At 67.1% G+C, this 20,665-nt stretch carries 23 protein-coding genes and 1 pseudogene; 20 read left to right on the top strand and 4 right to left on the bottom strand.

Going from position 1 to position 20,665, the window contains the following annotated elements; translation table 11 throughout:
- Window positions 1-18 precede the first annotated feature (18 nt).
- The 7 genes from EZ313_RS03270 to EZ313_RS03240 all read left to right on the top strand — a co-directional run bounded on the left by EZ313_RS03270 (window position 19) and on the right by EZ313_RS03240 (window position 6,429).
- Complete coding sequence (locus EZ313_RS03270) at window positions 19-2,883, top strand: monovalent cation/H+ antiporter subunit A (RefSeq protein WP_135261779.1); 2,865 nt, start codon at window positions 19-21, stop codon at window positions 2,881-2,883.
- Window positions 2,883-3,227: a Na+/H+ antiporter subunit C gene (locus EZ313_RS03265; RefSeq protein WP_135261778.1), complete on the top strand. Its 345-nt coding sequence runs from the start codon at window positions 2,883-2,885 to the stop codon at window positions 3,225-3,227. The genes EZ313_RS03270 and EZ313_RS03265 overlap by 1 nt, the downstream gene beginning before the upstream one ends.
- Entirely contained in the window at window positions 3,224-4,777 is a 1,554-nt protein-coding gene (locus EZ313_RS03260; RefSeq protein WP_135261777.1) for a monovalent cation/H+ antiporter subunit D, read from the top strand. The genes EZ313_RS03265 and EZ313_RS03260 overlap by 4 nt, the downstream gene beginning before the upstream one ends.
- Entirely contained in the window at window positions 4,774-5,259 is a 486-nt protein-coding gene (locus EZ313_RS03255) for a Na+/H+ antiporter subunit E (protein WP_135261776.1), read from the top strand. Before EZ313_RS03260 ends, EZ313_RS03255 begins: the two co-directional genes overlap by 4 nt.
- Entirely contained in the window at window positions 5,256-5,537 is a 282-nt protein-coding gene (locus EZ313_RS03250) for a K+/H+ antiporter subunit F (protein WP_135261775.1), read from the top strand. The genes EZ313_RS03255 and EZ313_RS03250 overlap by 4 nt, the downstream gene beginning before the upstream one ends.
- Entirely contained in the window at window positions 5,534-5,887 is a 354-nt protein-coding gene (gene mnhG / locus EZ313_RS03245; RefSeq protein ID WP_135261774.1) for a monovalent cation/H(+) antiporter subunit G, read from the top strand. The genes EZ313_RS03250 and mnhG overlap by 4 nt, the downstream gene beginning before the upstream one ends.
- Window positions 5,888-6,180: 293 nt before the next feature.
- Window positions 6,181-6,429 (top strand): hypothetical protein, encoded by a 249-nt coding sequence (locus EZ313_RS03240; protein WP_135261773.1) that lies wholly within the window; start codon window positions 6,181-6,183, stop codon window positions 6,427-6,429.
- Between the two features lie 84 nt (window positions 6,430-6,513).
- Here EZ313_RS03240 and wrbA read toward each other — a convergent pair whose 3' ends face one another.
- Both wrbA and EZ313_RS03230 read right to left on the bottom strand, forming a co-directional pair.
- The gene (gene wrbA / locus EZ313_RS03235) at window positions 6,514-7,116 is read right to left on the bottom strand and encodes an NAD(P)H:quinone oxidoreductase (protein WP_135261772.1); all 603 of its coding nucleotides are present in this window, start codon (window positions 7,114-7,116) and stop codon (window positions 6,514-6,516) included.
- 78 nt (window positions 7,117-7,194) lie between these two features.
- The gene (locus tag EZ313_RS03230) at window positions 7,195-7,548 is read right to left on the bottom strand and encodes a DUF4148 domain-containing protein (RefSeq protein ID WP_135261771.1); all 354 of its coding nucleotides are present in this window, start codon (window positions 7,546-7,548) and stop codon (window positions 7,195-7,197) included.
- 839 nt (window positions 7,549-8,387) lie between these two features.
- Between EZ313_RS03230 and EZ313_RS23165 the strand changes: the two genes are divergently transcribed.
- From EZ313_RS23165 to EZ313_RS03215, 4 genes are all read left to right on the top strand, one after another.
- Window positions 8,388-8,552, top strand: a complete 165-nt coding sequence (locus EZ313_RS23165; RefSeq protein ID WP_167772485.1) for a hypothetical protein — start codon at window positions 8,388-8,390, stop codon at window positions 8,550-8,552.
- Window positions 8,553-8,855: 303 nt separating this feature from the next.
- Window positions 8,856-9,824: a universal stress protein gene (locus tag EZ313_RS03225; RefSeq protein ID WP_135261770.1), complete on the top strand. Its 969-nt coding sequence runs from the start codon at window positions 8,856-8,858 to the stop codon at window positions 9,822-9,824.
- Window positions 9,825-9,860: 36 nt separating this feature from the next.
- Entirely contained in the window at window positions 9,861-10,268 is a 408-nt protein-coding gene (locus tag EZ313_RS03220; protein ID WP_135261769.1) for a GreA/GreB family elongation factor, read from the top strand.
- 239 nt (window positions 10,269-10,507) lie between these two features.
- Window positions 10,508-11,065 (top strand): NADPH-dependent FMN reductase, encoded by a 558-nt coding sequence (locus EZ313_RS03215; protein ID WP_135261768.1) that lies wholly within the window; start codon window positions 10,508-10,510, stop codon window positions 11,063-11,065.
- A gap of 833 nt (window positions 11,066-11,898) precedes the next feature.
- Here EZ313_RS03215 and EZ313_RS03210 read toward each other — a convergent pair.
- On the bottom strand, window positions 11,899-12,900 hold the full coding sequence (locus EZ313_RS03210) for a Bug family tripartite tricarboxylate transporter substrate binding protein (RefSeq protein ID WP_135261767.1): 1,002 nt from the start codon (window positions 12,898-12,900) through the stop codon (window positions 11,899-11,901).
- 31 nt (window positions 12,901-12,931) lie between these two features.
- Complete coding sequence (locus EZ313_RS03205; RefSeq protein ID WP_240788516.1) at window positions 12,932-13,612, bottom strand: alpha/beta hydrolase; 681 nt, start codon at window positions 13,610-13,612, stop codon at window positions 12,932-12,934.
- A gap of 265 nt (window positions 13,613-13,877) precedes the next feature.
- On the opposite strand from EZ313_RS03205, the gene EZ313_RS03200 reads away from it, so the two are divergent.
- The 9 genes and pseudogenes from EZ313_RS03200 to EZ313_RS03155 all read left to right on the top strand — a co-directional run bounded on the left by EZ313_RS03200 (window position 13,878) and on the right by EZ313_RS03155 (window position 20,649).
- A complete protein-coding gene (locus EZ313_RS03200; protein WP_135261766.1) occupies window positions 13,878-14,270 on the top strand; it encodes a RidA family protein in 393 nt (130 codons plus the stop codon).
- 81 nt (window positions 14,271-14,351) lie between these two features.
- Window positions 14,352-15,043 (top strand): annotated as a pseudogene (locus tag EZ313_RS23780) (DUF6910 family protein).
- Between the two features lie 204 nt (window positions 15,044-15,247).
- Window positions 15,248-15,508 carry a hypothetical protein gene (locus tag EZ313_RS03185; RefSeq protein WP_135261763.1) on the top strand — a complete coding sequence of 87 codons (261 nt, stop codon included), beginning with the start codon at window positions 15,248-15,250 and terminating at the stop codon, window positions 15,506-15,508.
- 40 nt (window positions 15,509-15,548) lie between these two features.
- Window positions 15,549-16,592: a TRAP transporter substrate-binding protein gene (locus EZ313_RS03180; RefSeq protein ID WP_135261762.1), complete on the top strand. Its 1,044-nt coding sequence runs from the start codon at window positions 15,549-15,551 to the stop codon at window positions 16,590-16,592.
- A gap of 29 nt (window positions 16,593-16,621) precedes the next feature.
- On the top strand, window positions 16,622-17,734 hold the full coding sequence (locus EZ313_RS03175; protein ID WP_135261761.1) for an aromatic ring-hydroxylating oxygenase subunit alpha: 1,113 nt from the start codon (window positions 16,622-16,624) through the stop codon (window positions 17,732-17,734).
- Window positions 17,735-17,806: 72 nt separating this feature from the next.
- Window positions 17,807-18,229: a lactoylglutathione lyase gene (gene gloA, locus EZ313_RS03170; protein WP_135261760.1), complete on the top strand. Its 423-nt coding sequence runs from the start codon at window positions 17,807-17,809 to the stop codon at window positions 18,227-18,229.
- Window positions 18,230-18,242: 13 nt separating this feature from the next.
- Entirely contained in the window at window positions 18,243-18,854 is a 612-nt protein-coding gene (locus EZ313_RS03165) for a glutathione S-transferase family protein (protein ID WP_135261759.1), read from the top strand.
- Between the two features lie 5 nt (window positions 18,855-18,859).
- Window positions 18,860-20,017 (top strand): epoxide hydrolase family protein, encoded by a 1,158-nt coding sequence (locus tag EZ313_RS03160; RefSeq protein WP_167772484.1) that lies wholly within the window; start codon window positions 18,860-18,862, stop codon window positions 20,015-20,017.
- Window positions 20,014-20,649: a MarR family winged helix-turn-helix transcriptional regulator gene (locus tag EZ313_RS03155; RefSeq protein ID WP_240788515.1), complete on the top strand. Its 636-nt coding sequence runs from the start codon at window positions 20,014-20,016 to the stop codon at window positions 20,647-20,649. The genes EZ313_RS03160 and EZ313_RS03155 overlap by 4 nt, the downstream gene beginning before the upstream one ends.
- Window positions 20,650-20,665: the final 16 nt, after the last annotated feature.

The following is a 20,665-nucleotide window of genomic DNA, read 5'->3' as shown; positions in this document are numbered from 1 at the left end:
CTGCCTTGCCCGCGCAACATGCCTGATGAAGCATTCCTGATCGCCCTCCTGCTGCTGCCTTTCGTGGGCAGCGCCGCCGCGCTGGTGCTTCCGGCCCGAAGGCGCGGGGCCGCCGTGTGGATCGCGGTGGCGGCTTCGTTGGCCGCGCTCGTCGTCACTTCCGTACTGCACGAGGGCGTGAACGCCGGTGCGGTGCTGCGCCTGCAGGCACCGTGGGTGCCCGCCGCGGGACTGGACTTCACGTTGCGCATGGACGGGCTGTCCTGGATGTTCTGCATGCTGGTCACGGGCATCGGCCTGCTCGTCGTGCTGTACGCGCGCTACTACATGTCGCCGCAGGACCCCGTCGCTCGGTTCTACGCTTTCTTCCTCGCCTTCATGGGCGCCATGCTCGGCGTGGTGCTGTCGGGGAACCTGTTCCAGCTGGTGTTCTTCTGGGAGCTGACCAGCATCCTCTCGTTCCTGCTCATCGGCTACTGGCACCACAACGCGCCGGCGCGCGACGGCGCGCGCATGTCGCTCATCATCACCTCGGCCGGCGGGCTGTGCCTGTTCGCAGGCGTCCTGATCCTGGGCCGCATCGCCAGCAGCTACGACCTCGACGCGGTGCTGGCCGCGGCCGATCGGATCAGGGCCCACTCGCTGTACCTGCCTGCACTGCTGCTCGTGGCGGCGGGCGCCCTCACGAAGTCCGCGCAGTTCCCGTTCCACTTCTGGCTCCCCCAGGCGATGGCTGCGCCGACCCCGGTGTCTGCGTACCTGCATTCGGCGGCGATGGTCAAGCTTGGGATCTTCCTCCTGGTGCGGCTCTGGCCGGCATTGGCGGGCACCGACGCGTGGATGTGGGTCATCGGCACGGCGGGCCTGGCCACGCTCGTCCTCGGCGCGTATGCCGCCATCTTCCAGCACGACCTCAAGGGACTGCTCGCCTATTCCACCGTGAGCCATCTCGGCCTGATGACGGCTCTGCTCGGGCTGAACAGTCCGCTGGCGCTGGTGGCAGCCGTGTTCCACGTCATGAACCATGCGACGTTCAAGGCTTCGCTCTTCATGGCCGCCGGCATCATCGACCACGAAGCGGGAACGCGCGACATCCGGCGGCTCTCCGGCCTTTACCGCCACATGCCCATCACCGCGACGCTGGCCATGGTGGCAGCCGCTGCGATGGCCGGTGTCCCGCTCCTCAATGGCTTCCTGTCCAAGGAGATGTTCTTCGCGGAGTCGCTGCGCGCCGAAGGGCCCGTCCCGGCGCTCGACCGCGCCCTGCCCTACATCGCGACGGCGTGGGGCATCTTCAGCGTCGCCTATTCGTTGAGGTTCATCAACGGCGTGTTCTTCGGGCCACCGGCAGCCGGGCTGCCGCGGGTCCCGCACGAACCGCCTCGCTGGATGCGCCTGCCGATCGAGTTCCTGGTGCTGGCCTGCCTTGTCGTGGGAATCTTTCCGGCGTTCACCATCGGCCCGGTACTGGACCTCGCGGTGAGGTCGGTCCTCGGCCCCGAGGTGCCGCCCTACAGCCTCGCGGTGTGGCACGGCCTGACGGTGCCGCTGATGATGAGCCTGGCCGCGCTTGGCGGCGGCGCCGTCCTCTTCCTGCTGCTCCAGCGCCACCTGGCGGCCGGTCACGACCGCACGCCGCTGATGCCGCCCATCCGGGGACGCCGCGTGTTCGATGCCCTGCTCGCGGCCATCTCCTGGCGGTGGGCGCGCGCAGCCGAACGGCTGATGGGCACTCGCAGGCTGCAGCCGCAACTGGGCCTGCTGCTCCTGTTCACGCTGGTGGCGGGATTGTGGCTGGCCTGGCCGGGCGCCACCTTCGGTTCGCTGCCCGGCACCGAAGCGGACCTGGCGTTCGTGCTCGTCTGGATCGTGGGCATGGCATGCGCCGTCGGCGCGGCCTGGCAGGCCAAGTTCCACCGGTTCGTCGCGCTGGTGCTCTCCGGCGGGGCGGGCCTGGTGGTCTGCCTCACCTTCGTCTGGCTGTCGGCTCCCGACCTTGCCCTGACGCAGCTGCTCGTGGAGATCGTGACGACGATCCTGCTGCTGCTCGGGTTGCGCTGGCTCCCCATCCGCCTGCCGTACACCAGGACTCCTGCCGCGGCCCGCAAGGCGCTGCCGCGCCGCGCCCGCGATCTCGCCTTGGCGATCTGCTCCGGCACCGGCCTCGGCCTGATCGCCTACGCCGTCATGACGCGTCCGCTTCCCGAGGGCACCGTCTCGCGGTTCTTCCTCGAGAAGGCGTGGCCGCTGGGCGGCGGCACGAACGTCGTCAACGTGATCATCGTGGACTTCCGGGGCTTCGACACGCTGGGCGAGATCTCCGTGCTCGGCGTGGTGGCCATCACGGTGTATGCCTTGCTGCGGCGTTTCCGCCCGGCGCCGGAGAGCATCGAGCCGCCCCTCCAGCGCTTGGCGCAGACGCCGGCCGCCAAGCGCGAGGACCTCGCGATCCCCGCTGTCATCATGCGGTGGATGTTCCCTGCCGCCGGCGTGGTGGCGGTGTACCTGCTCTTTCGCGGGCACAACCTTCCGGGCGGCGGCTTCGCGGCGGGCGTCACCATGGCCATCGGCCTAATCCTGCAGTACATGGCGGGCGGCACCCGCCGCACGGAAGACCGACTGCCCATCCGGCCCCTGAGCTGGATGACGTTCGGGCTCGTCCTGGCCGTGGGCACGGGGGCCGCCTCGTGGCTGTTCGGCCACCCGTTCCTCACGTCCCACCTCGCCCACTTCACGCTGCCCCTGCTGGGCGAAGTGCACCTGCCCAGCGCCTTCTTCTTCGACCTCGGTGTCTTCCTCCTGGTGGTCGGAGCCTCCGCGCTGCTGCTGACTTCGCTCGGTCACCAATCGACCCGAGCGCACCGCTCCGCGGAAAGGCGCTGATGGAGATCGTGGTCGCGCTCGGCATCGCGGTCCTGACGGCGTCGGGCGTCTGGCTGGTCCTGCGGCCGCGCACGTTCCAGGTCATCGTCGGCCTGTCGCTGCTCTCCTACGCGGTGAACCTGTTCATCTTCGTGATGGGCTGGGTGCGGGGCGGCGTGGCGCCGATCGTCGCGACGATGGGCGCCACGGACCCGTCCCGGTTCGCCGATCCACTGCCCCAGGCGCTCGTCCTGACCGCGATCGTGATCGCATTCGCCACCACGGCATTGCTGCTGGTGGTGCTGCTGGCCGCTCGCGGCCTGACGGGCACCGACCACGTCGACGGACAGGAGCCCGAACGGTGAGCGGGCTGGTGCAGCACCTCGTCGTGATCCCGGTGGTGCTGCCGCTGCTCGCGGGAGCGTTCCTGCTGGTGATCGACGAGCCGCGTCATGTCCTGAAGGCCTCGATCAGCTTGGCCAGCACGCTCCTGCTGCTGCTGGCGGCGCTCGCACTGGCGGTCCGCGCCGACGCGGCCGTCACGCACGTGTACTCGCTCGGTGGCTGGCTGGCGCCGGCGGGCATCGTCCTGGTCGCGGACCGTCTGGCCGCGGTGATGGTGCTGCTGACGGCGGTGCTCGGGCTGACGGCCCTGCTGTTCTCGCTGGCCCGCTGGCACCGGGTCGGGCCGCATTTCCATGCGCTGGTGCAGTTCCTCTTTTCGGGGCTGGGCGGCGCCTTCCTCACCGGCGACCTCTTCAACCTGTTCGTGTTCTTCGAGCTGCTGCTGGCGGCCTCGTATGGCCTGGCGCTGCACGGAGGCGGGATCCTGCGCGTGCGCGCCGGGCTGCACTACATCGTCGTCAACCTGGCCGCATCGCTGCTGTTCCTGGTCGGGGCGAGCCTGCTGTACGGCATGGCGGGCACGCTGAACATGGCCGACCTCGCGGTGCGGCTGCCGCAGATCCCGGTGCACGATCGCCCGCTGCTGGAGGTCGGCGCCGCCGTGCTGGGCGTCGCCTTCCTCGTCAAGGCGGGCATGTGGCCCCTGGGCTTCTGGCTGCCGGCCACGTATTCAGCCAGCAGCGCGCCGGCGGCCGCGCTCTTCTGCATCCTCAGCAAGGTCGGCATCTATGCCGTCCTGCGTGTGTCGTACGTCGTCTTCGGCGGCCTGCCCGTCGCCGACCTGATCGCCTACGGGGGCATGATCACGCTCGCCTTCGGGATGGTGGGGATGCTCGGCTCGCAGGACCTCGGCCGTATCGCCAGCTTCAGCCTGCTGTCTTCCGCCGGAACGCTGCTGGCTGCCGTCGGGGTCGGCGGCGTGGCGACCATCGCGCCGGCGCTGCTGTACCTGCTGACGTCCACGCTGGGGACCGCCGCCCTGTTCCTCCTGGTCGAACTGATCGATCGCTCGCGCACCCCGGGCGCGAACGTGCTGGCCGTGACGGCCGACGCATTCGGGCTGCAGGATGAAGAGGAGGAGCCGGAGGAGCCAGTGGGCGTGCTGATCCCCGCCAGCATGGCGATGCTGGGGCTGGCGTTCTCGTTCACCTCGCTGCTGATCGCCGGGCTGCCGCCGCTGGCCGGGTTCGTGGCCAAGTTCTCGCTGATGGCCGCGATCCTCCACACCGATGCGATCGCTGCGCGGGCCTGGGTCCTCCTGGGCCTCGTCCTGCTCTCGGGCCTGGCCTCGGTGATCGCGCTGGCACGCGCCGGCGTCCGGGCGTTCTGGGGCGGTTCCGGCGTGGTCCCGCGGGTGCGCCTCATCGAGATCGTCCCCGTGGGAGCGCTGATCGCCGCCTGCCTGGCGCTGACGGTCTTCGCCGGGCCGGCGATGGCCTACCTCCACAACGCCGCCGATGCACTGCACCCTGCGGACGCCTACATCAGGGAGGTCCTGCGGGCGCCATGAAGCTGCCCAACCCCCTCCTCGCGCTGCTCCTTCTGCTGCTCTGGCTGGTCCTGAACGACAGCACGGACCCGGCCCATGTCGTGCTCGGCGCCGTCGTCGGCCTGGCCGCAAGCGCGGCGTACAGGCTGCTGCAGCCGGCGAAGTGGAGATCCCGCAGGCTCGTCGCGCCGGCGGCCGGCCTGCTCTGGCTCGTGCTCCTGGACATCATCCGCTCGAACATCGCCGTTGCGCGCATCGCACTGGGCCTGCCTGGGCGAGAGCGGGTGGCGGGCTTCCTGTCGATCCCGCTGGAGCTGCGGGACCCTGCCGGGCTGGCGCTGCTCGCCTGCATCGTCACCGCGACTCCGGGAACGTCGTGGGCGCGCCATGACGAAGCCGGCAGCGTGCTGACGCTCCACGTGCTGGACCTCGCCGACGAGGAAACCTGGGTACGGCAGTTCAAGGACCGCTACGAGCGGCGCCTGATGGAGATATTCGGATGAACCTCCCCTTCTTCGAAACCGCGGTGTTCGCGGCGCAGGTCCTGATCGGCCTGGCGATCGTGTGCGCCTTCGTGCGGCTGGCGCTCGGGCCGCGCGCGCAGGACCGGGTTCTCGCCCTGGATACGCTGTACGTGGAGGCGATGCTGCTGGTCCTGACGCAAGGGATGCGCACCGGCAACCCTTACGTGTTCGAGTCCGCATTCGTGATTGCCGTCCTCGGCTTCGCCTCGACGGCGGCCGCGGCCAAGTTCCTGCTGCGTGGAGAGGTGATCGAATGAGCACCCTGGCAGGCATCCTCGTCCTCGCCGGCGCCCTGCTCGCGCTGGCCGGCTCCATCGGCCTTCTCACCCTGCCCACTTTCTACGAGCGGGTGCATCCGCCGACGATGGCCGCAACGCTCGGAACCGGGTTGGTGCTGGCCGCCTGCGCCATCCACTTCAGCGGCATGGAAGGAAGGCTCATCCTTCACCACCTTCTGATCGGCGTGTTCATGGCGGTCACCACCCCCGTGACGTACCTGATGCTGGTTCGCGCAGCCCTGTACCGGGATGCGGCCGAGGGCCGCGATCTCCTGGCTTCAGGTAGGCAGGGCCCCGCCAGTGGCGCATCGCCGCAAGCGCGGGACTGAGAGGCGAGTTCCGTCAGCGATGTCGCCGCTCACAGCAGCAGCACATCTGCCCCGGCCAGGCTGGAGTCGGTGATCGCGAGGACGCGGGACCGTGACACCGCGTGGACGGGGACGCGTGAGGCGCGAGGTGCGCGGCGATCCGGAAGCGAGCTCTTCGAGGTGCATCGCCAGGCGATCCAAGCCGGATCAAAGACCCGCGATCCGTTGCCAGAATTCCTTCGCCAAGGTCCGCGGACCGCGCGGTGCGGCGACACTTCTCCTGCAATCCGCTGTTCGAGTTGTGGAGGTCAAAGATGGACTTGAAGCTGCAGTTCCTCGAGTCGTTCAAGGTGGTCGGAACCGACCGGCAGGAACACAAGGTTTGCGCGTACGACCGAATGGCGCGCAACCAAGCCCTGCCTGGCGGCGAGCACTGGGAGTCCACCGGCGTCGTCGAGTACCGGCTCGAGGATGGGCGCCTGGTCGAGGCGCTTGCCGATGGTTCGCTGCGCATCCACGGTTCCAACGTGGAGTTGCGGCACGCTTCAAATCAGACCGCCTGAAGCCGTCCTGCGTGCGGCTTTGGGTGAGCGCGGCTGCCGTCGCTGGGGATCCAGGACGGCAGCGTTGCCCAATGGACGGGGCGTCTAGCTCGCCAGTTTGCTGGCGATCGTCGCGACGTGGCGACCCTGAAACTGCGCCATGCCCAATTCCTGTTCGCTGGGCATGCGCTCGCCTTGCGCACCGGTGATGGTAGAGGCGCCGTAGGGGCTGCCGCCCTTGATCTCGTCGAGGCCGGTCTGCCTCGTCTCCGAGTACGGCAGGCCGACGACGATCATGCCGTGGTGCAGCAGCGTCGGATGAAACGTCAGGAGGGTGCTCTCCTGCCCGCCGTGCTGCGTGCCGCTGGCGGTGAACACCGAGCCGACCTTGCCGACCAGGGCTCCGCTGGCCCAGAGGCCACCGGTCTGGTCCAGGAAGTTGCGCATTTGCGCGGTCATATTGCCGAAGCGCGTGGGCGTGCCGAACACGATCGCGTCGTAGTCGGCCAGCTCCGCGGGCTGCGCCACGGCAGCGGCCTGGTTCTCCTTGCCGCCCGCCTTGCGGAACACGTCCTGAGGCATCGTCTCCGGCACGCGCTTGACCTGAACCGTGGTGCCTTCCACCTGGCGCGCACCTTCGGCGACGGCGTTGGCCATCGCTTCGATGTGGCCGTAGAAGCTGTGGTAGAGGACGAGTACTTTCGCCATTGCTGGATCTCCTTGAGTGATTGGGCATGCGCCCAGGGGCAAGCGGGCCATCGCGGCCTCGCTTGCCGAGGTCGGCGCTCAGCTGGGGTTGCGCGCGTCGCCGGCCACCGTAGTGGCCGAGACGGCGTCCGGCTGGCCGGCCAGGTAGGCGGAGCCGCTGTCCTCGCCGGTGAACGCAGCGACGCGGTCGCGTGCCTGCACGTACTCGGCCTTCACCTCCTCGCGGCTGCGTTGGCTCTCGAAGTCGGCCAGCGGGTTGTACTGGCGGGCCCAGGGGTCGCGGCCGGACGCTTCGAAGGCGGCGAGCTCGGCCTGGATCTCGGCCCGGCTCGCGGTGGAGACGAACGTGTGCGGATCGATGGTGATGTCGTCGGCGAACGCAGCCGTGGCGGAAGCGGCGAAGGCAAGGGCGATGAGGGATTTGCGGTTCATGATGGATTTCCTTTGGGATGAATCGAGTGGTTCTGGATCGACATCTCGTTGTCGATGGGAGAACTTTAAATGTTCCACCTGCGCAGATAAACCAGCTGAAACGGAACTGACTATCCCGAAAACCAAGACAATCGATTCCAAGAGATGCGTGTCTTCGCCGCCGTGTGGCTCGCAACCGCGCTGGGTCTCTGCCGGGCGGTCGATGGATAGCGCTTAGGGAAGGTGACGGTCGCCGGGCGTAGGAATCTGCGCGCGTCCGTGAGACGCCCCACCCCCGGTGTCGCTGTTCACGCGCACGAGTCTACGAACTGCGCGCAAGCATCAAGCAGCGCATGAATGCCCCGCAAACCCTTGCCAGTTCAGCGCCCGGCCGCTTCGCAAGGACTACACTGCCGACGTGAACACGCTCCTCCTCCACGTCCCGGCCCTGCACACCGCGTCTCGGTGGCTTGCGACGCCGTGGCACTCGTGGACCCGTACGGGTGGTGCCACGCAGCACCGCCGGCCGACAGCACATCTTGCTGCCCGGCGATCCAGCAGCTTGCTCTGATCGCCGGGCTCTCCCCCGCAGCATCGTGCCGTAGCCAGCCGCTTTGAAATCGCGCACGCGCGACCACTAAGCCAGCGCACGGCAGCGACTGGCACAGCCACTCAACTTTCGGCGCGCGCCGTGCTGCTCGCCGAACGGCACGAGCGCGCTTTCCCCCTCTTAGACGAACCGGAGCTGCCAGCTTGGCGCGAGATGTGAAGAGCCCGACTGCGTCGATCAAGCAGTCCGCCGAAATCTCTTGTGGTCCGGATTCTTCTTCGCCGTTCGCGTACTCAAGAAAGGAGGCGTCATGAGCCAAGTCGACCTCGCCCTGCTTCTGAGCGCATTGGGCGCGTCCTGTATCTGGGCTGCGTGCTTTGGCCATCTCAGCGGCGATCGTCGCGAGGACGTCGCGGTAGTCGCCGCGACGGGAGCCATCCTGGCCGCCGCTGCTGCGGTGACGGCATGGGTATAGGTGCCACCGTGCCCCAAGCGCTTCCACCGAAACGCCCCGCGGCGGCCCCTAATCTGGCAGAGATTGAGCGGTCATTTCTCGAATGTCTGAAGCGAATCCGCTACGTCATTAAACTTACCTCGTGAACAAGATCTTGCCCCGCTCAGCACCGATCCGCGCCACGCAGTCGCGGACGGAAGCACTTTCCTGAGCCCGGCGATTCAACCCCTCCCCCAGAGAGCGCATACCTGAATCGCCGGGCCGCCACCCGCGCGATATGTGCTGCGCGCACGCCGTGCGCAGCCTGTTCTCAGGAGTGCTCCCTTGATTCCCATCACCTCTGCGGGGCGCATGGTCGCCCGCAATTCCGTCGAAGTGCCGGTCGCCCGCCGCGCGCCGGCGCAGCAGCGCGCCACCGCCGGCACGAGGCACATCGCCGTCTTCGTCGACGGCTCGCCTGAAGCCGCAAACGCCGCCTGGCGTGGCGCACTGGTCGCGCGCGACCGCGGCCTGCCGTTGCACCTCATCGTCCTGCACCCCCTGCACGCCGACCTCGCCGAGGCCGCCTCGACTGCGGATTCACTTGCTTCGGAAGTGCGCGGCAAGCTGGATCTGCAGGTCTCCTCGCAAGCCATTGCCGGAACGCGCGAGCACGAAGGCGTGGAGGCGACGCGCGACGCATCGCTCCTCGTGCTGCCATCTGCCGCCCGCCGCGGACCCTGGCCGCCCGGTTCGCCGGTGCTGCGCATGCTGCGTCGGGCACGGCGGCCCGTGCTGCTTGCACGCACGCCCGCGCAGATGAGTTACCGGCGCGTGCTCGCGGCGGTGGAACTGGACCTCGACGCGTGTTCGTTGATCGCAGCGGCGCGCGCCCTGTCGCGCGACCCCTGCATGAAGGTGCTGCACGTGCTCGACACCTCGCACGAGGAAACCATGCGGCTGGCCGACGTGCCCGAGCGCGTCATCCACTCACAACGCGAGCGCGACGCCCTCCGCGCGCGCGGCGTGCTGGCCGACCTGATCGCCTCTGCCGGAGGCCGCGACGACGCGGAGCCGGCCATCGCGTTCGGCAACGCCGAGCAGGCGGTGGTCGAGCAGCAGCTCGCGACCGGCGCCGACCTGCTGGTCGTCGGCAAGCGGCCTCGTCATGCGCTGGTGGACGCGCTGCGCGGGGGTGTCGCGCAGCGCGTCCTGCGCTCGGCGGCCGCGGACGTGCTGGTCCTGCCCATGCAGCCGCGCGCGCCGACCGCGTCCTGGCTCTTGCCCGATTTCGCACGCCTCCCGGCGCAGTGAGCGTCGTTTGCGCCTTGTTTTCTCAAGGAGTTGATGATGGAGATCCAGACCTCCGAGCGCATGCTCACGAAACTTGACCATGTGCGGCTCACGCGCATGGCCGCTCGGCTGGAACCTGGCGCAAGCCAATCGGTCCAGTCACTGCTGGACGACAGCTATCTCGTGCCGTCGCCTGCCATACCGGCTTCAGTGATCACGATGTACACACAAGTGCTTCTGCAGGGCGAGCCGCCGAGCGCACCCTTCAAGGTCACGTTGTGCTACCCAGCTGACGCGGAGCCGGCCCGGGGCTTCATCTCGGTGCTCTCGCCATTGGGTGCGAGCCTGCTCGGCCTCGAAGTGGGTGACATTGCCCGGTGGCGAACACCAGTGGGTGAAGATCGGACCGCACGTGTCCTGCAGGTGCTGTTCCAGCCCGAGGCGAGCGGCGACTACACGACATGACGGCGGCTTCCCAATGTCGCGGTCGCTCATGAACCGCAGGCGGACACGCATGTTCGACAAATCTGCAGATCTCGCCGATGTCCGCTGACGAATCCCAAGCAGACGTCGCTGGCCTGTTGTGGGCCTGCGGATAGTGGCGACGCGGGTAGCTCAGCCGATGGACGCGGCGTATCGTTTCCCTGCCCGGAGCACCCCATGACCCGCTCATCATCGTCGGGAACGCTCCGGAAGGAACCTCCATGACCACGATCCTCGGACTCTCCGGCAGCCTGCGCTCCGGCTCGTACAACACCGCGCTGCTGCGCGCCGCGGCAGGCCTGATGCCGGCGGGCTCGACGCTGGAGATCGCCACGCTGCACGGCATCCCGCTCTACGACGGCGACGCCGAAGCGCGCGACGGCATCCCAGCGGCCGTGCAGAGGCTGAAGGAGCGGATCGTCGACTGCGATGCCTTGTTGCTGGCGACGCCCGAATACAACAACGGCGTCCCGGGCGTGCTGAAGAACGGGATCGATTGGCTGAGTCGACCCAACACGGACATTGCGCGGGTGTTCGGCAACCGGTCCGTTGCGGTCATCGGCGCGTCGCCGGGCGGCTTCGGCACCGTCCTCGCGCAGAACGCGTGGCTGCCCGTACTTCGCACACTGGGCACGCGGCCCTGGTTCGGTGGGCGCCTGCAGGTCTCGCGCGCTGGGCAGGTGTTCAATGAATCCGGCGAGATGGTGGATGAAAAGATGAAGGCGCAGCTGCAGCAGTTCCTGCAGGGTTTCGTCGCTTCGCTGCAGCCGGGCTCCTGAGCGGCCGCCCCGACTTTTGCATGCTCAATGGCAGCACGGATCGTCTTCTGACAGAGCGACTCCCACGTGCTCTGATCTGGCAGGTATCGCCGCCCAGAGGACGCATGGCGGCATAGCCAAGATGCAGCAGTTCAGGCGCTTCTTCGATACAGATGTGGAGGCTCGAGGGCCGGCCGTTGCTGGAAGCAAACTGAGGCGGACAAATAGTTCTGCATCGGGAGTCCTGGATTGCGAGCAGGGCGCATGATGCGGCAGGAATAATTCGGGACGGCGCGTCGGAAGCCTTGGAGGATCCCCGGCGCGATTTGGGCTGAGGGGGGAGTGGACAAGAGCCTCTGGCCTGCGGGTCAGGGGCTTTTTTCCATCTCACCCCAGCCAGATGCAAGCCGCAGCGACGGATGGCTTGCAAGTCAACTCGCGCCGCGTGCCCGATCTGCAGTGTGCGCGCGGCATAACGGAGTGCCGGCTCGGCACAAAGAGTTGCCAAACATCTTCCAGCATGCGCGGACCGAAGGCGCACCATGGGCCGGTGGTCTTCGTCATGGAAGTCGAGACCCGATCCGCACGACGTCGGCAACGCGGCGCACGACGTGTCACCCCGGCGAAAGCATTTGGACCGAGCAGCAGCCCCATCCCGGGCTGACCCGGACCGAGGACCACCCGCAAGGAATCCAAACATGTCCCGGCACTGCCAACGGCGGTCCCACCAACTGAGCGCCTGAAAAAGGAAGACTCACAGCCGCCTGCGGGCGGCTTTTTCATAGGTGAAGCTGCTCATTGCCCGGGCGAACCGGGAGCAAGCGGGCTAACGCGCCTGACACGGCGCCGGCGCTCTATTCGAGCTTGATCCCCGCGGCCTTTATGACCGAGCCGTAGGTTGCGAGTTCGGTGCGGATCACGTTTGCGAAGCTTTCTGCCGTGCCTGGCGCCGCACCAATGCCCGAGCCCGCCAGCTTCTCTCGAACGGCAGGATCGTTGAGGGCTGCATTCAGCTCACTGTTCAGGCGGTCCAGGATGGGCTTGGGAGTCTTCGCAGGGGCCACGATGCCCACCCAGGAATTGAGGTCGAACCGGGGAACGCCGCCTTCGACGAAGGTCGGGATGTCGGGATACTGGGGCGAGCGCTTCCCGCTCGGTACGCCGATGGGCACCAGCTTTCCCGCCTTGAGATGGCCGTGGATCGACGCCGCCGAGGCGAAAGCAAGCGGAATGTGGCCTGCCAGCACGTCCGCCACGGCCGGACCGCCGCCCTTGTACGGAACGTGGGTGAGGTTGGCGCCGGTGCGCTGCTTCAGAAGTTCGCCTGCGATGTGGGTGATGCTGCCGTTTCCCGAGGTGCCGTAGGCCAGGCCGCCCGCCTGCGACTTCGAAACAGCGATCACCTCCTGCAGTGAGCGCGCCTTCAAGCCCGGATTCGCGACGAGGATGATGGTGGAGTCGCCGATCTTGCCCACCGGTGCGAAGTCGCGCATCGGATCGAAGCCCACCTTCTCGTAGACATGCGGATTGATAACGAAGGTCCCGTCCAGCACCACCAGGAGCGTATGGCCGTCGGGCTCGGCCGTGGCTACCTGCTGGCTGCCGATGTTGCCGGACGCGCCGGGGCGGTTGTCTGGTACCACCTGCTGGCCCAACCGCTTGCTTAGGGCTTCGGCGATTGCACGGCCGCTGGTATCGGTGACGCCGCCGGGGGCAAAGGGAATCACCAGCCGAATCGGCTTGCTGGGGTAGCCGCCTTGGCCGAAAGCCGCGGGCGCGGCGATACCAGCGAGGGCCAAGGCGGGGGCCGCGGCCAGCAGCTTGCGACGGCGCAGGGATGGCTTGTCGTGGGTCACAGCGATCTCCAGTTCGGCAGTGGAAGGCGGTTCAGGTGTATGCCTGCGCGTAAGCGGCAATCAGGCGCGCCAGCGGAGCGTGGGCGTGTTCGAGCGCGTTCATGATCGAGTAGTGGTGCGCTCCAGGCATTTCGACGTAGATGGCGCTGCCGCCGCCGGCCGTGCAGATCTTCGCGAAGTCGTGCGACTGCTTCACCCAGGAACTCGGCTCGGCGCCGCCTGCTACCAGCACGAGCGGCACAGCCGGCGTAGGCGGATGGCGCATCGGGCTCAACTCGTCGACCTGCTCCGCTCGCAGCCGGATCTCCTGGTTCACGCTGACGGAGAGCACGGGCTCCAGTTCGTAGATGCCGCTCACCAGGACGGCCGCGCGTGGCGCCCAGGCGGCGGGTGCATCGCCGGCGCTGGGCAAGGCCGCGGCGATCAGGTGAGCGCCGGCCGAATGGCCCGAAGCGGTGATCGCCGCCGGGTCGCCGCCCCAGTCCCGCGCATGGGCGTGGATCCACTGCAAGCCATCGCGCACCTGGCGCACGATCGCCGGCAGTTCCACCGCCGGGCACAGGTCGTAGTTCATGACGACGGTCGTCAAGCCCAGCGGCACCAGTGCGTCCGCAACGTAGCTGTAGTCGCTCTTGTCGCGGCCGCGCCAGTAGCCGCCGTGCAGGAACACATGGACCGGCGCACCGGCCGCAGGTGCTGGAAAGACATCCAAGGTGGCGAGCTTGCCTGCCCCGTAGCGCAGATCGAGGCGGGCCTCCGGGCGACGCTGGCGAGTGCCGGCGCTTAGCGCGGCTGTGCGACGTGCGAATTCTTCAACGTCGGGAACCGCCTTGCGGGGGTTGTATTGCCACTCAAGGTCATCGGGATGCGAAATGCCAAGCATGCGCCGCCGGGGAAACTGCTCGAAGAAGTAGCATCGTAGCCAATCTGCGCAGCGATGACGCACCGTCGTCCAAGCTTGAGAAGAAGGAGCTGCCTTGCCCCATCCGGACATCACGATTCCTGCGGTCCCGGCCGATCTTGCCGCCCCACGCGGCCACTACAGCCATGCCGTACGGGCGGCCGGCCTGGTGTTCGTCGCCGGCGAGCTGCCTGTGACCGCGGATGGCCAGCTCCTGAACGATGCTTCGTTCGAGGAGCAGGCCCGCCAGGTGCTAGCCAACGTCAGGGCGGCGCTGCACGCCGCGGGCAGCTCCGTGGACAAGCTGCTGCAGGTGCGCGTGTACGTCACCGACATCGACCAATGGCCGGCATTCAACGCCCTCTACGCCGACTGGTGTGGCGACGCGCGCCCGGCGCGCATCGTAGTGCCCGTGCCCAAGCTGCACTACGGCTTTCAGCTGGAGATCGAGGCGACCGCGCTTGCCTGAGAGGAAGACTGCGCGGAGGCGGCTTTCATCGCGCGCCATCCTCAGCTGGGCTGCTCCTGGACTGAAGCATCACAATGCCGGATGCTCGTTCCTCGCCGAGTGCGACTTGACGTCGAGGTGTTGCTTCACGTGCCCGCGGTCCTGACCGGCGGACGAGATCTGCTGACACTGCTCGGCTCCGGCTCCCGTCCGCAACGCGAGCGCGCCTTTGCCGTGGAGCTGCATCCGGATGGTGAGGTGGCCGCCGCCGCAATGGAAGTCTCTGCGGCAGGTTTCTACGCACCCCTAAGCGACTATTTCGACGAACCCAATCTCGAAGCGGGCTACGTCGACGGAGTGCATGTCCACGTGTTTCAGCGCGCGAATCGCGGTCGGAGCCTCAACAGCCGGTTGACGTACGACGCCGGCAAACGCGCGCGTGGTTGCGCGGGTGCACCGCACAACTTCGACCGATTGCTGTTCAGCAGTTTTCGCTTGGCAGTCACGACCGCGTCCCGTTCGGAATAACCGACGCAGCCGGCTGGTCACGCTCTGGATGCGTGTTCACGGCGGTCGCGGAGGATACGGCGGACGCCTACCGCGATGGCGCATGCCTGGCGTCGGTCGTGGGGTGGATGGACGCGGCGGGGCAAGTCCGCGCGTGCGAACAGCTGGCGGGAGCGCCCAAGGTCGAGGGCGTCGCGCTGGCCGGTGACGGGCGCCTCTGGATGGTCACGGACGCGGATGACCCGGATCAGCCGTCCGAGCTGCTCGAAGTGAAATGGAGCCCTTGAGCCGGCGGAGTGTCAATCCGCCGGTCACATCCGCTTTCGACCAAAACGGACGTACGCGCCGCCTCCTTCGAGTCCACACCGGCCCTACGGAAGGGCTCACGCCGTCGACGAGCGGCATGCGCGATTGTCAAGAGGGCAATCTCGATGTTGCTACTGCAACGTTGGCGTATCAACATTGAGGCAGGTCCACATCGGAGGTCGCCCGTGAGCACCATCGATTCGCTGGGGCGGCTGCCCGCGGTCCCTGCAGGGGTATCGCCAACGCGTCACTTGCAGCAACCTCATCGGCCGCAACAGGCCCGCTCGCGCAGGCCCGACCGTTTGCGTGACGCGCCATCGAAGGACGTGCCGATCACGCAGAGCTACCGGAGCGTCATGCCCTTCCCCACCGGCGACGTCATCAGGACGACGTTGCTGTTCGTGCTCCCGGCGATCTCGCTGCGGCTTGACGCCCGCCTGTCCTGATCCCGATCCGTCCGACGCCCGTCCATTCAAAGGAGACTCCATGTACCAACGACGCAGCTTCCTCAAGACCGGCGCAGCCGTCGCGCTCGGCGCCCCCGTGCTGGGCAGCTTTGCCCAGCAGCCGGTGATCCTCAAGTTCCATACCTTCATGGCACCCACGTCCAACATCTGGACGATCATGCTCAAGCCCTGGATGGAGAAGGTCGAGAAGGATTCGGGCGGACTGATCAAGTTCCAGGGCTACCCGGCCATGCAGCTCGGCGGCACGCCGCCGCAGCTGTACGACCAGGTGCGGGACGGCGTCGTCGACCTGGTGTGGACGCTCCCCGGCTACACCGCCGGCCGCTTCGTCCGCTCGGAAGCATTCGAGCTGCCCTTCATGATGACGGAGGCGGTAGCCACCTCGCGCGCGTTCTGGGAGTTCATCCATACCCATGCGCCTGACGAGTTCAAGGACACGAAGGTGCTGGCGCTTCACGTGCACGGACCTGGCGTGTTCCATTCGACCAAGCAGATCAAGACCCACGCCGACCTGAGGGGCATGAAGATGCGCGCGCCGACGCGCCAGGTCACCAAGCTGCTGAGCGCTTACGGCGCCGTCCCGGTGGGCATGCCGCTCCCGGCCATCCCCGACGCACTGTCCAAGGGCACGATCGACGGTCTGGCGACGCCCTGGGACGTGGTGCCCTCGATCAGGGTGCACGAATTGACCAAGTTCTCGACGGAGTTCCCGCGCAATGCGCCCGCCCTGTACACCGGCACGTTCGTCATGGCGATGAACCAGGCCAAGTACGACTCCATGCCGCCCGACCTGAAGAAGGTGATCGATGCCAATTCAGGCATTGCCACATCGGCGTTGTTCGGCAAGACCACGCAGGACAGCGATGTCATCGGCCGCAAGGCGGCCGTGGATCGCGGCAACACCATCTACACGGTGACGGCTGCCGACGCGGCCGAATTCACGAAGCTGTCCGCGAGCGTCGAAGAAGAGTGGGTGGCCGACATGAACAAGCGCGGGCACGACGGCAAGAAGTTGCTCGACGCCGCGAAGGCCCTGATCGCCAAGCACAGCAAGGGCTCCTGATCCCACCCAGCAGTCGAAAGGAACGAATCATGTTTATTCTGAACACGTGGTACATCGCCGCCTGGGGCAGCGAAATTCGCGAAAAGCCGATGGGGCGCCGCATCTGCAACCAACCCATCGTGTTCTTCCGCGACCACGCCACGGGGAAGGTCGCCGCCCTCGAGGACAGGTGCTGCCACCGTGCAGCGCCCCTGTCGATGGGCGTTGTCGTGGAGAGCGGGCTGCAATGCGGCTACCACGGGGTGGTGCACGACTGCAGTGGCCGGTGTGTCCACATCCCCGGGCAGGAAAAGATCCCGACGCGAGCGAAGGTCCGCGCCTATCCGGTGGTCGAGAAGAACGAGTTCGTCTGGATCTGGATGGGAGCGCCCGAACTGGCCGACGAGTCGAAGATCGTCGACTACCCCTTCAACGACGACCACGCCAACTGGCCGCACGAGCAGGGCTTCTATCACATCAAGGCGAACTACCTGCTGATGGTGGACAACCTGATGGACCTGACTCACCTGGGTTACGTGCATGGTTCGACCATCGGCGGGAATCCGCGCACGCACGTGGAGGCGCTGATGGACGTCAACAAGACGGAAGACAGCCTGAGCTACGTGCGCTGGATGCTCAACTCGGTTCCTCCCCCCACGTACCTGGCGGCCGTGCCGTTCAAGGGACGCGTTGATCGCTGGCAGGAATTCGAGTTCGTCGCGCCCAGCAACGTGCTGCAGTGGAGCGGAGCCGTCGACGCCGGGACCGGTGCGCGCGAGCACGGCAACCGCTCCGGCGGCTTCTCGCTGCGCATCTTCCACGGGCTCACGCCCGAGACGGAATCGAGCTGCTTCTACTTTTACGCGCCCGCGAACGGCTATCGCCAGGACGATCCGGTCGCGACCAAGGAACTGATGGAACACATCTCCAAGGCGTTCCTGGAGGACAAGCTGATCTGCGAAGGGCAGCAGGAGCGCATCGCCGAGCTCGGCGAGAAGGGCCTCATCGACATCGTGTCGGACGTCTCGCGCATCCACCTGCGCAGGATCGTCCAGCGCATGGCCGACCGGGAGCGCGCGCAGCACGAGAGTGCCCCTTCCGAGAAGGCCGCAGGCGCCCAGGAGAAGGCTGCCATCCCCGAGGCCACGGCCGCCGCGAGCTGAGCCGGCCCGTTGCCGGCGCCGCAGGCAATCGGCGCCGGCCAACCTCTTTCCCACTATTAGCCGAAGACCGAAATGACCACCAAGCATCAAGCCAACCACCGTGTCATGCACACGATGATCCGTGTCCGGGACATGGAAGCATCCCTTGACTTCTACACCCGCTTGCTAGGCATGAAGGTGCTGCGTCGCAAGGACTATCCCGAAGGGCGCTTCTCGCTCGCCTTCGTGGGCTACGGCCCGGAGATCAACAACGCCGTCATCGAACTGACCCACAACTGGGACCAGGACAAGCCGTATGAGGTCGGCACGGGCTACGGCCACATCGCCATCGCGGTCGACGACATCTACGCCACCTGCGCGGACCTGAAGGAAAAGGGCGCGAAGATCATCCGTGATCCGGGCCCGATGAAGAACGACACGCTGCATCTGGCGTTCCTGCAGGACCCGGACGGCTACAAGATCGAGCTGATCGACTCCAAGACCGTCGCCGCCTGAGGGAGAGAGCCGGATGATCACGTTCTACACGTACCCGGGGCCGAACCACCGCAAGGCGCGGATCATGCTGGAAGAGTCGGGTGAAGCCTATGAGACTCGCACGGTGGACATCACCAAGGGCGAGCAGTTCGATCCCGCCTACCTGCGCATCTCGCCGAACAACAAGGTGCCTGCCATCGTCGACCACACGGCTTCCGGGGACGTCCCGGTGTTCGAAACGGCGGCGATCCTGATCTACCTGGCCGAGAAGAGCGGGCGGCTCCTGCCCGCTTCTGGCGCCGGCCGCATCGACGCGATCGCGTGGCTGGTCTGGGGCACGGGCGGCATCGGCGGCACGTTGCCCCAGCTGCATCACTATGCCGACCTGGCGCAACAGGTGCCGGGAACCGTGGAGCGATTCACGACCGAAGCCGTCCGGCTGTTCAACGTGCTCGAGCGCCGTCTGAAGGAGCGGGAGTACATCTGCGGCGACTACTCGATCGCGGACATCCCGTCCTTCTGCTCCACGGCCGGCTGGCTGGGGCGCGTGCGGGACCTCTCCGGAGGCAAGCTGGGCGAGACCCCCGCCATCGACCGGTGGCTCAAGGCGGTGGCCGCGCGCCCCGCGGTCAAGCGCGCGGGGTGATGACCATGAGCCCGCCCAACCAGGCTACCGGGGCCACGCCCTTCACGCCGCGCGCCGATCAGAAGGTCCTTGCGCGCATCGAACGGCGCGTCGCCGAATTCGAATGGCCCAAGGTTCCTGCCGGCGCCAGCTGGGAGTCGGGTGCCGATCCGGCGACGCTCCAGGCGATCGTCGCGCACTGGACCAGCCGCTTCGACTGGCGCGCCGAGGAGCAGAAGCTGAATGCGCATCCGAACTTCCTCGCGCGGCTCGCTGGCATCGACCTGCACTTCATCCACCACCGTGCGAGTGCTCGCAATGACTTGCCGCCTGTCGTTCTCCTGCATGGCTGGCCTGGCAGCATCTTCGAATACCTCGACGTGGCCACTCGCCTGTCCGAAGGCCCCGGCGGGCGCGACGCCGTCGTCGTCTCGCTGCCCGGCGTCGGCTGGTCCGGCGCTCCGGAGAAGCTGATGGGTCCGCGGGCCATGGCAGCCCTCGTCCACGACCTGCTGACGAAGGTGCTCGGCTATCCGCGGTACTACGCCCATGGAGCAGACTGGGGCTCGATCATTTCGGCATGGCTTGGATTCGACCATCCTGAAGCCTGCGCCGGCGTTCACATGACCATGGCGAGTCCTCGGTTCATCGCGGGCGCGGCCAGTGCCCCGGACGAACAGAAATGGCTGGCCGGTTTCCGCGAGCGGTTCGAGGACGACGGCGCGTACTTCCGTCTGCAGACCTCGCGTCCCCTGACCGCCGGCTACGCACTGTCCGACAACCCGGTGGGGCTGCTGGCGTGGATGCTCGAGAAGTTCGCTGCCTGGGGCGATCCGGCTGCGGGGGACAAGAGCAGGCTTTACCAGACACCGGAACGTGCGGATCTCCTGATCCGCAATGCGATGCTGTACCTGGTCACCGGCAGCGTGGCGACCTCGATGTGGATCTATCGCGGCCTGGCGACGGAAGGAGCCCCGGGCTATCCCGGGGGCAAGCGCGTCGAGGTGCCCGTGGCGTTCGCGGCGACTCGCGATCCGGTCTTCGTGCCGCCACCGCGCAGCCTGCTGGAAAAAGCCTACAACGTCGTGCGATGGACCGATGTTCCCGGCGCCGGGCATTTCCCGGGGTACGACGTTCCGGCGCTGCTGGCGGATGACATCGCGCAGTTCGCGGCCACGACATGAGCGATCTCGACGATCGACTGCCTGTAAAGTTACTCACTGTCCACGCGATCGACAGGGAATCAGACATGCCCAGGCCGGCGATAAGGCGCCCGGAGACCACCCCGAAGAAGAAGAAGGCGAAGAGAGAGGTACTCAATCTTTCCTACTATGTCACCTACTTCTTCACGGTGCTCGCGAACAAGCTCGCGACGGGCGCCTCGCGGCTGTACCTGAAGCGGTTCGGCATCGGGATCATCGAGTGGCGGATCATGGCCATGCTCGCGATCGAGCCGGGCATACCGCCCGCGCGGATCACGCAGGTGATCGGGCTCGACAAGGGCGCGGTCAGCCGCGAATCGCGCCGGCTCGAGGAGAAGGGCTATCTCGCCGTCGAGGATGACGAGCACAACGCACGTCGCAAGAAGCTGTCCTTGACTCCTCTGGGCTACGAACTGCACGACCAGGTCATCCAGGTGGCGCTGGAGCGGGAGCGTCGGCTGCTTTCGGACCTGTCGGAGGACGAAGTGGACGTGCTGGTGGACCTCCTCGCGAGGACGACAGCGAAGATCCCCTACGTCAACGAATACGACCCGGGCTCGACCGCCGCCGTGAAGACCTCGATCCGGCAGCGCAGGAACACGATCGTCCGCTAGCTGCGTGCGCCGAGCC

This window comes from Ramlibacter henchirensis (genome assembly GCF_004682015.1).
GTDB lineage: Bacteria > Pseudomonadota > Gammaproteobacteria > Burkholderiales > Burkholderiaceae_C > Ramlibacter > Ramlibacter henchirensis.
This window is presented reverse-complemented; position numbering and strand designations above follow the sequence as displayed.

Coding starts and splice junctions, on each gene's coding strand:
- gloA (WP_135261760.1), top strand. CDS start 17,807: ATGACCACCAAGCATCAAGCCAACCACCGTGTCATGCACACGATGATC.
- EZ313_RS03180 (WP_135261762.1), top strand. CDS start 15,549: ATGTACCAACGACGCAGCTTCCTCAAGACCGGCGCAGCCGTCGCGCTC.
- EZ313_RS03250 (WP_135261775.1), top strand. CDS start 5,256: ATGAACCTCCCCTTCTTCGAAACCGCGGTGTTCGCGGCGCAGGTCCTG.
- EZ313_RS03220 (WP_135261769.1), top strand. CDS start 9,861: ATGGAGATCCAGACCTCCGAGCGCATGCTCACGAAACTTGACCATGTG.
- EZ313_RS03155 (WP_240788515.1), top strand. CDS start 20,014: ATGAGCGATCTCGACGATCGACTGCCTGTAAAGTTACTCACTGTCCAC.
- mnhG (WP_135261774.1), top strand. CDS start 5,534: ATGAGCACCCTGGCAGGCATCCTCGTCCTCGCCGGCGCCCTGCTCGCG.
- EZ313_RS03230 (WP_135261771.1), bottom strand. CDS start 7,548: ATGAACCGCAAATCCCTCATCGCCCTTGCCTTCGCCGCTTCCGCCACG.
- EZ313_RS23165 (WP_167772485.1), top strand. CDS start 8,388: ATGAGCCAAGTCGACCTCGCCCTGCTTCTGAGCGCATTGGGCGCGTCC.
- EZ313_RS03240 (WP_135261773.1), top strand. CDS start 6,181: ATGGACTTGAAGCTGCAGTTCCTCGAGTCGTTCAAGGTGGTCGGAACC.
- EZ313_RS03265 (WP_135261778.1), top strand. CDS start 2,883: ATGGAGATCGTGGTCGCGCTCGGCATCGCGGTCCTGACGGCGTCGGGC.
- EZ313_RS03255 (WP_135261776.1), top strand. CDS start 4,774: ATGAAGCTGCCCAACCCCCTCCTCGCGCTGCTCCTTCTGCTGCTCTGG.
- EZ313_RS03270 (WP_135261779.1), top strand. CDS start 19: ATGCCTGATGAAGCATTCCTGATCGCCCTCCTGCTGCTGCCTTTCGTG.
- EZ313_RS03175 (WP_135261761.1), top strand. CDS start 16,622: ATGTTTATTCTGAACACGTGGTACATCGCCGCCTGGGGCAGCGAAATT.
- EZ313_RS03160 (WP_167772484.1), top strand. CDS start 18,860: ATGAGCCCGCCCAACCAGGCTACCGGGGCCACGCCCTTCACGCCGCGC.
- wrbA (WP_135261772.1), bottom strand. CDS start 7,116: ATGGCGAAAGTACTCGTCCTCTACCACAGCTTCTACGGCCACATCGAA.
- EZ313_RS03215 (WP_135261768.1), top strand. CDS start 10,508: ATGACCACGATCCTCGGACTCTCCGGCAGCCTGCGCTCCGGCTCGTAC.
- EZ313_RS03165 (WP_135261759.1), top strand. CDS start 18,243: ATGATCACGTTCTACACGTACCCGGGGCCGAACCACCGCAAGGCGCGG.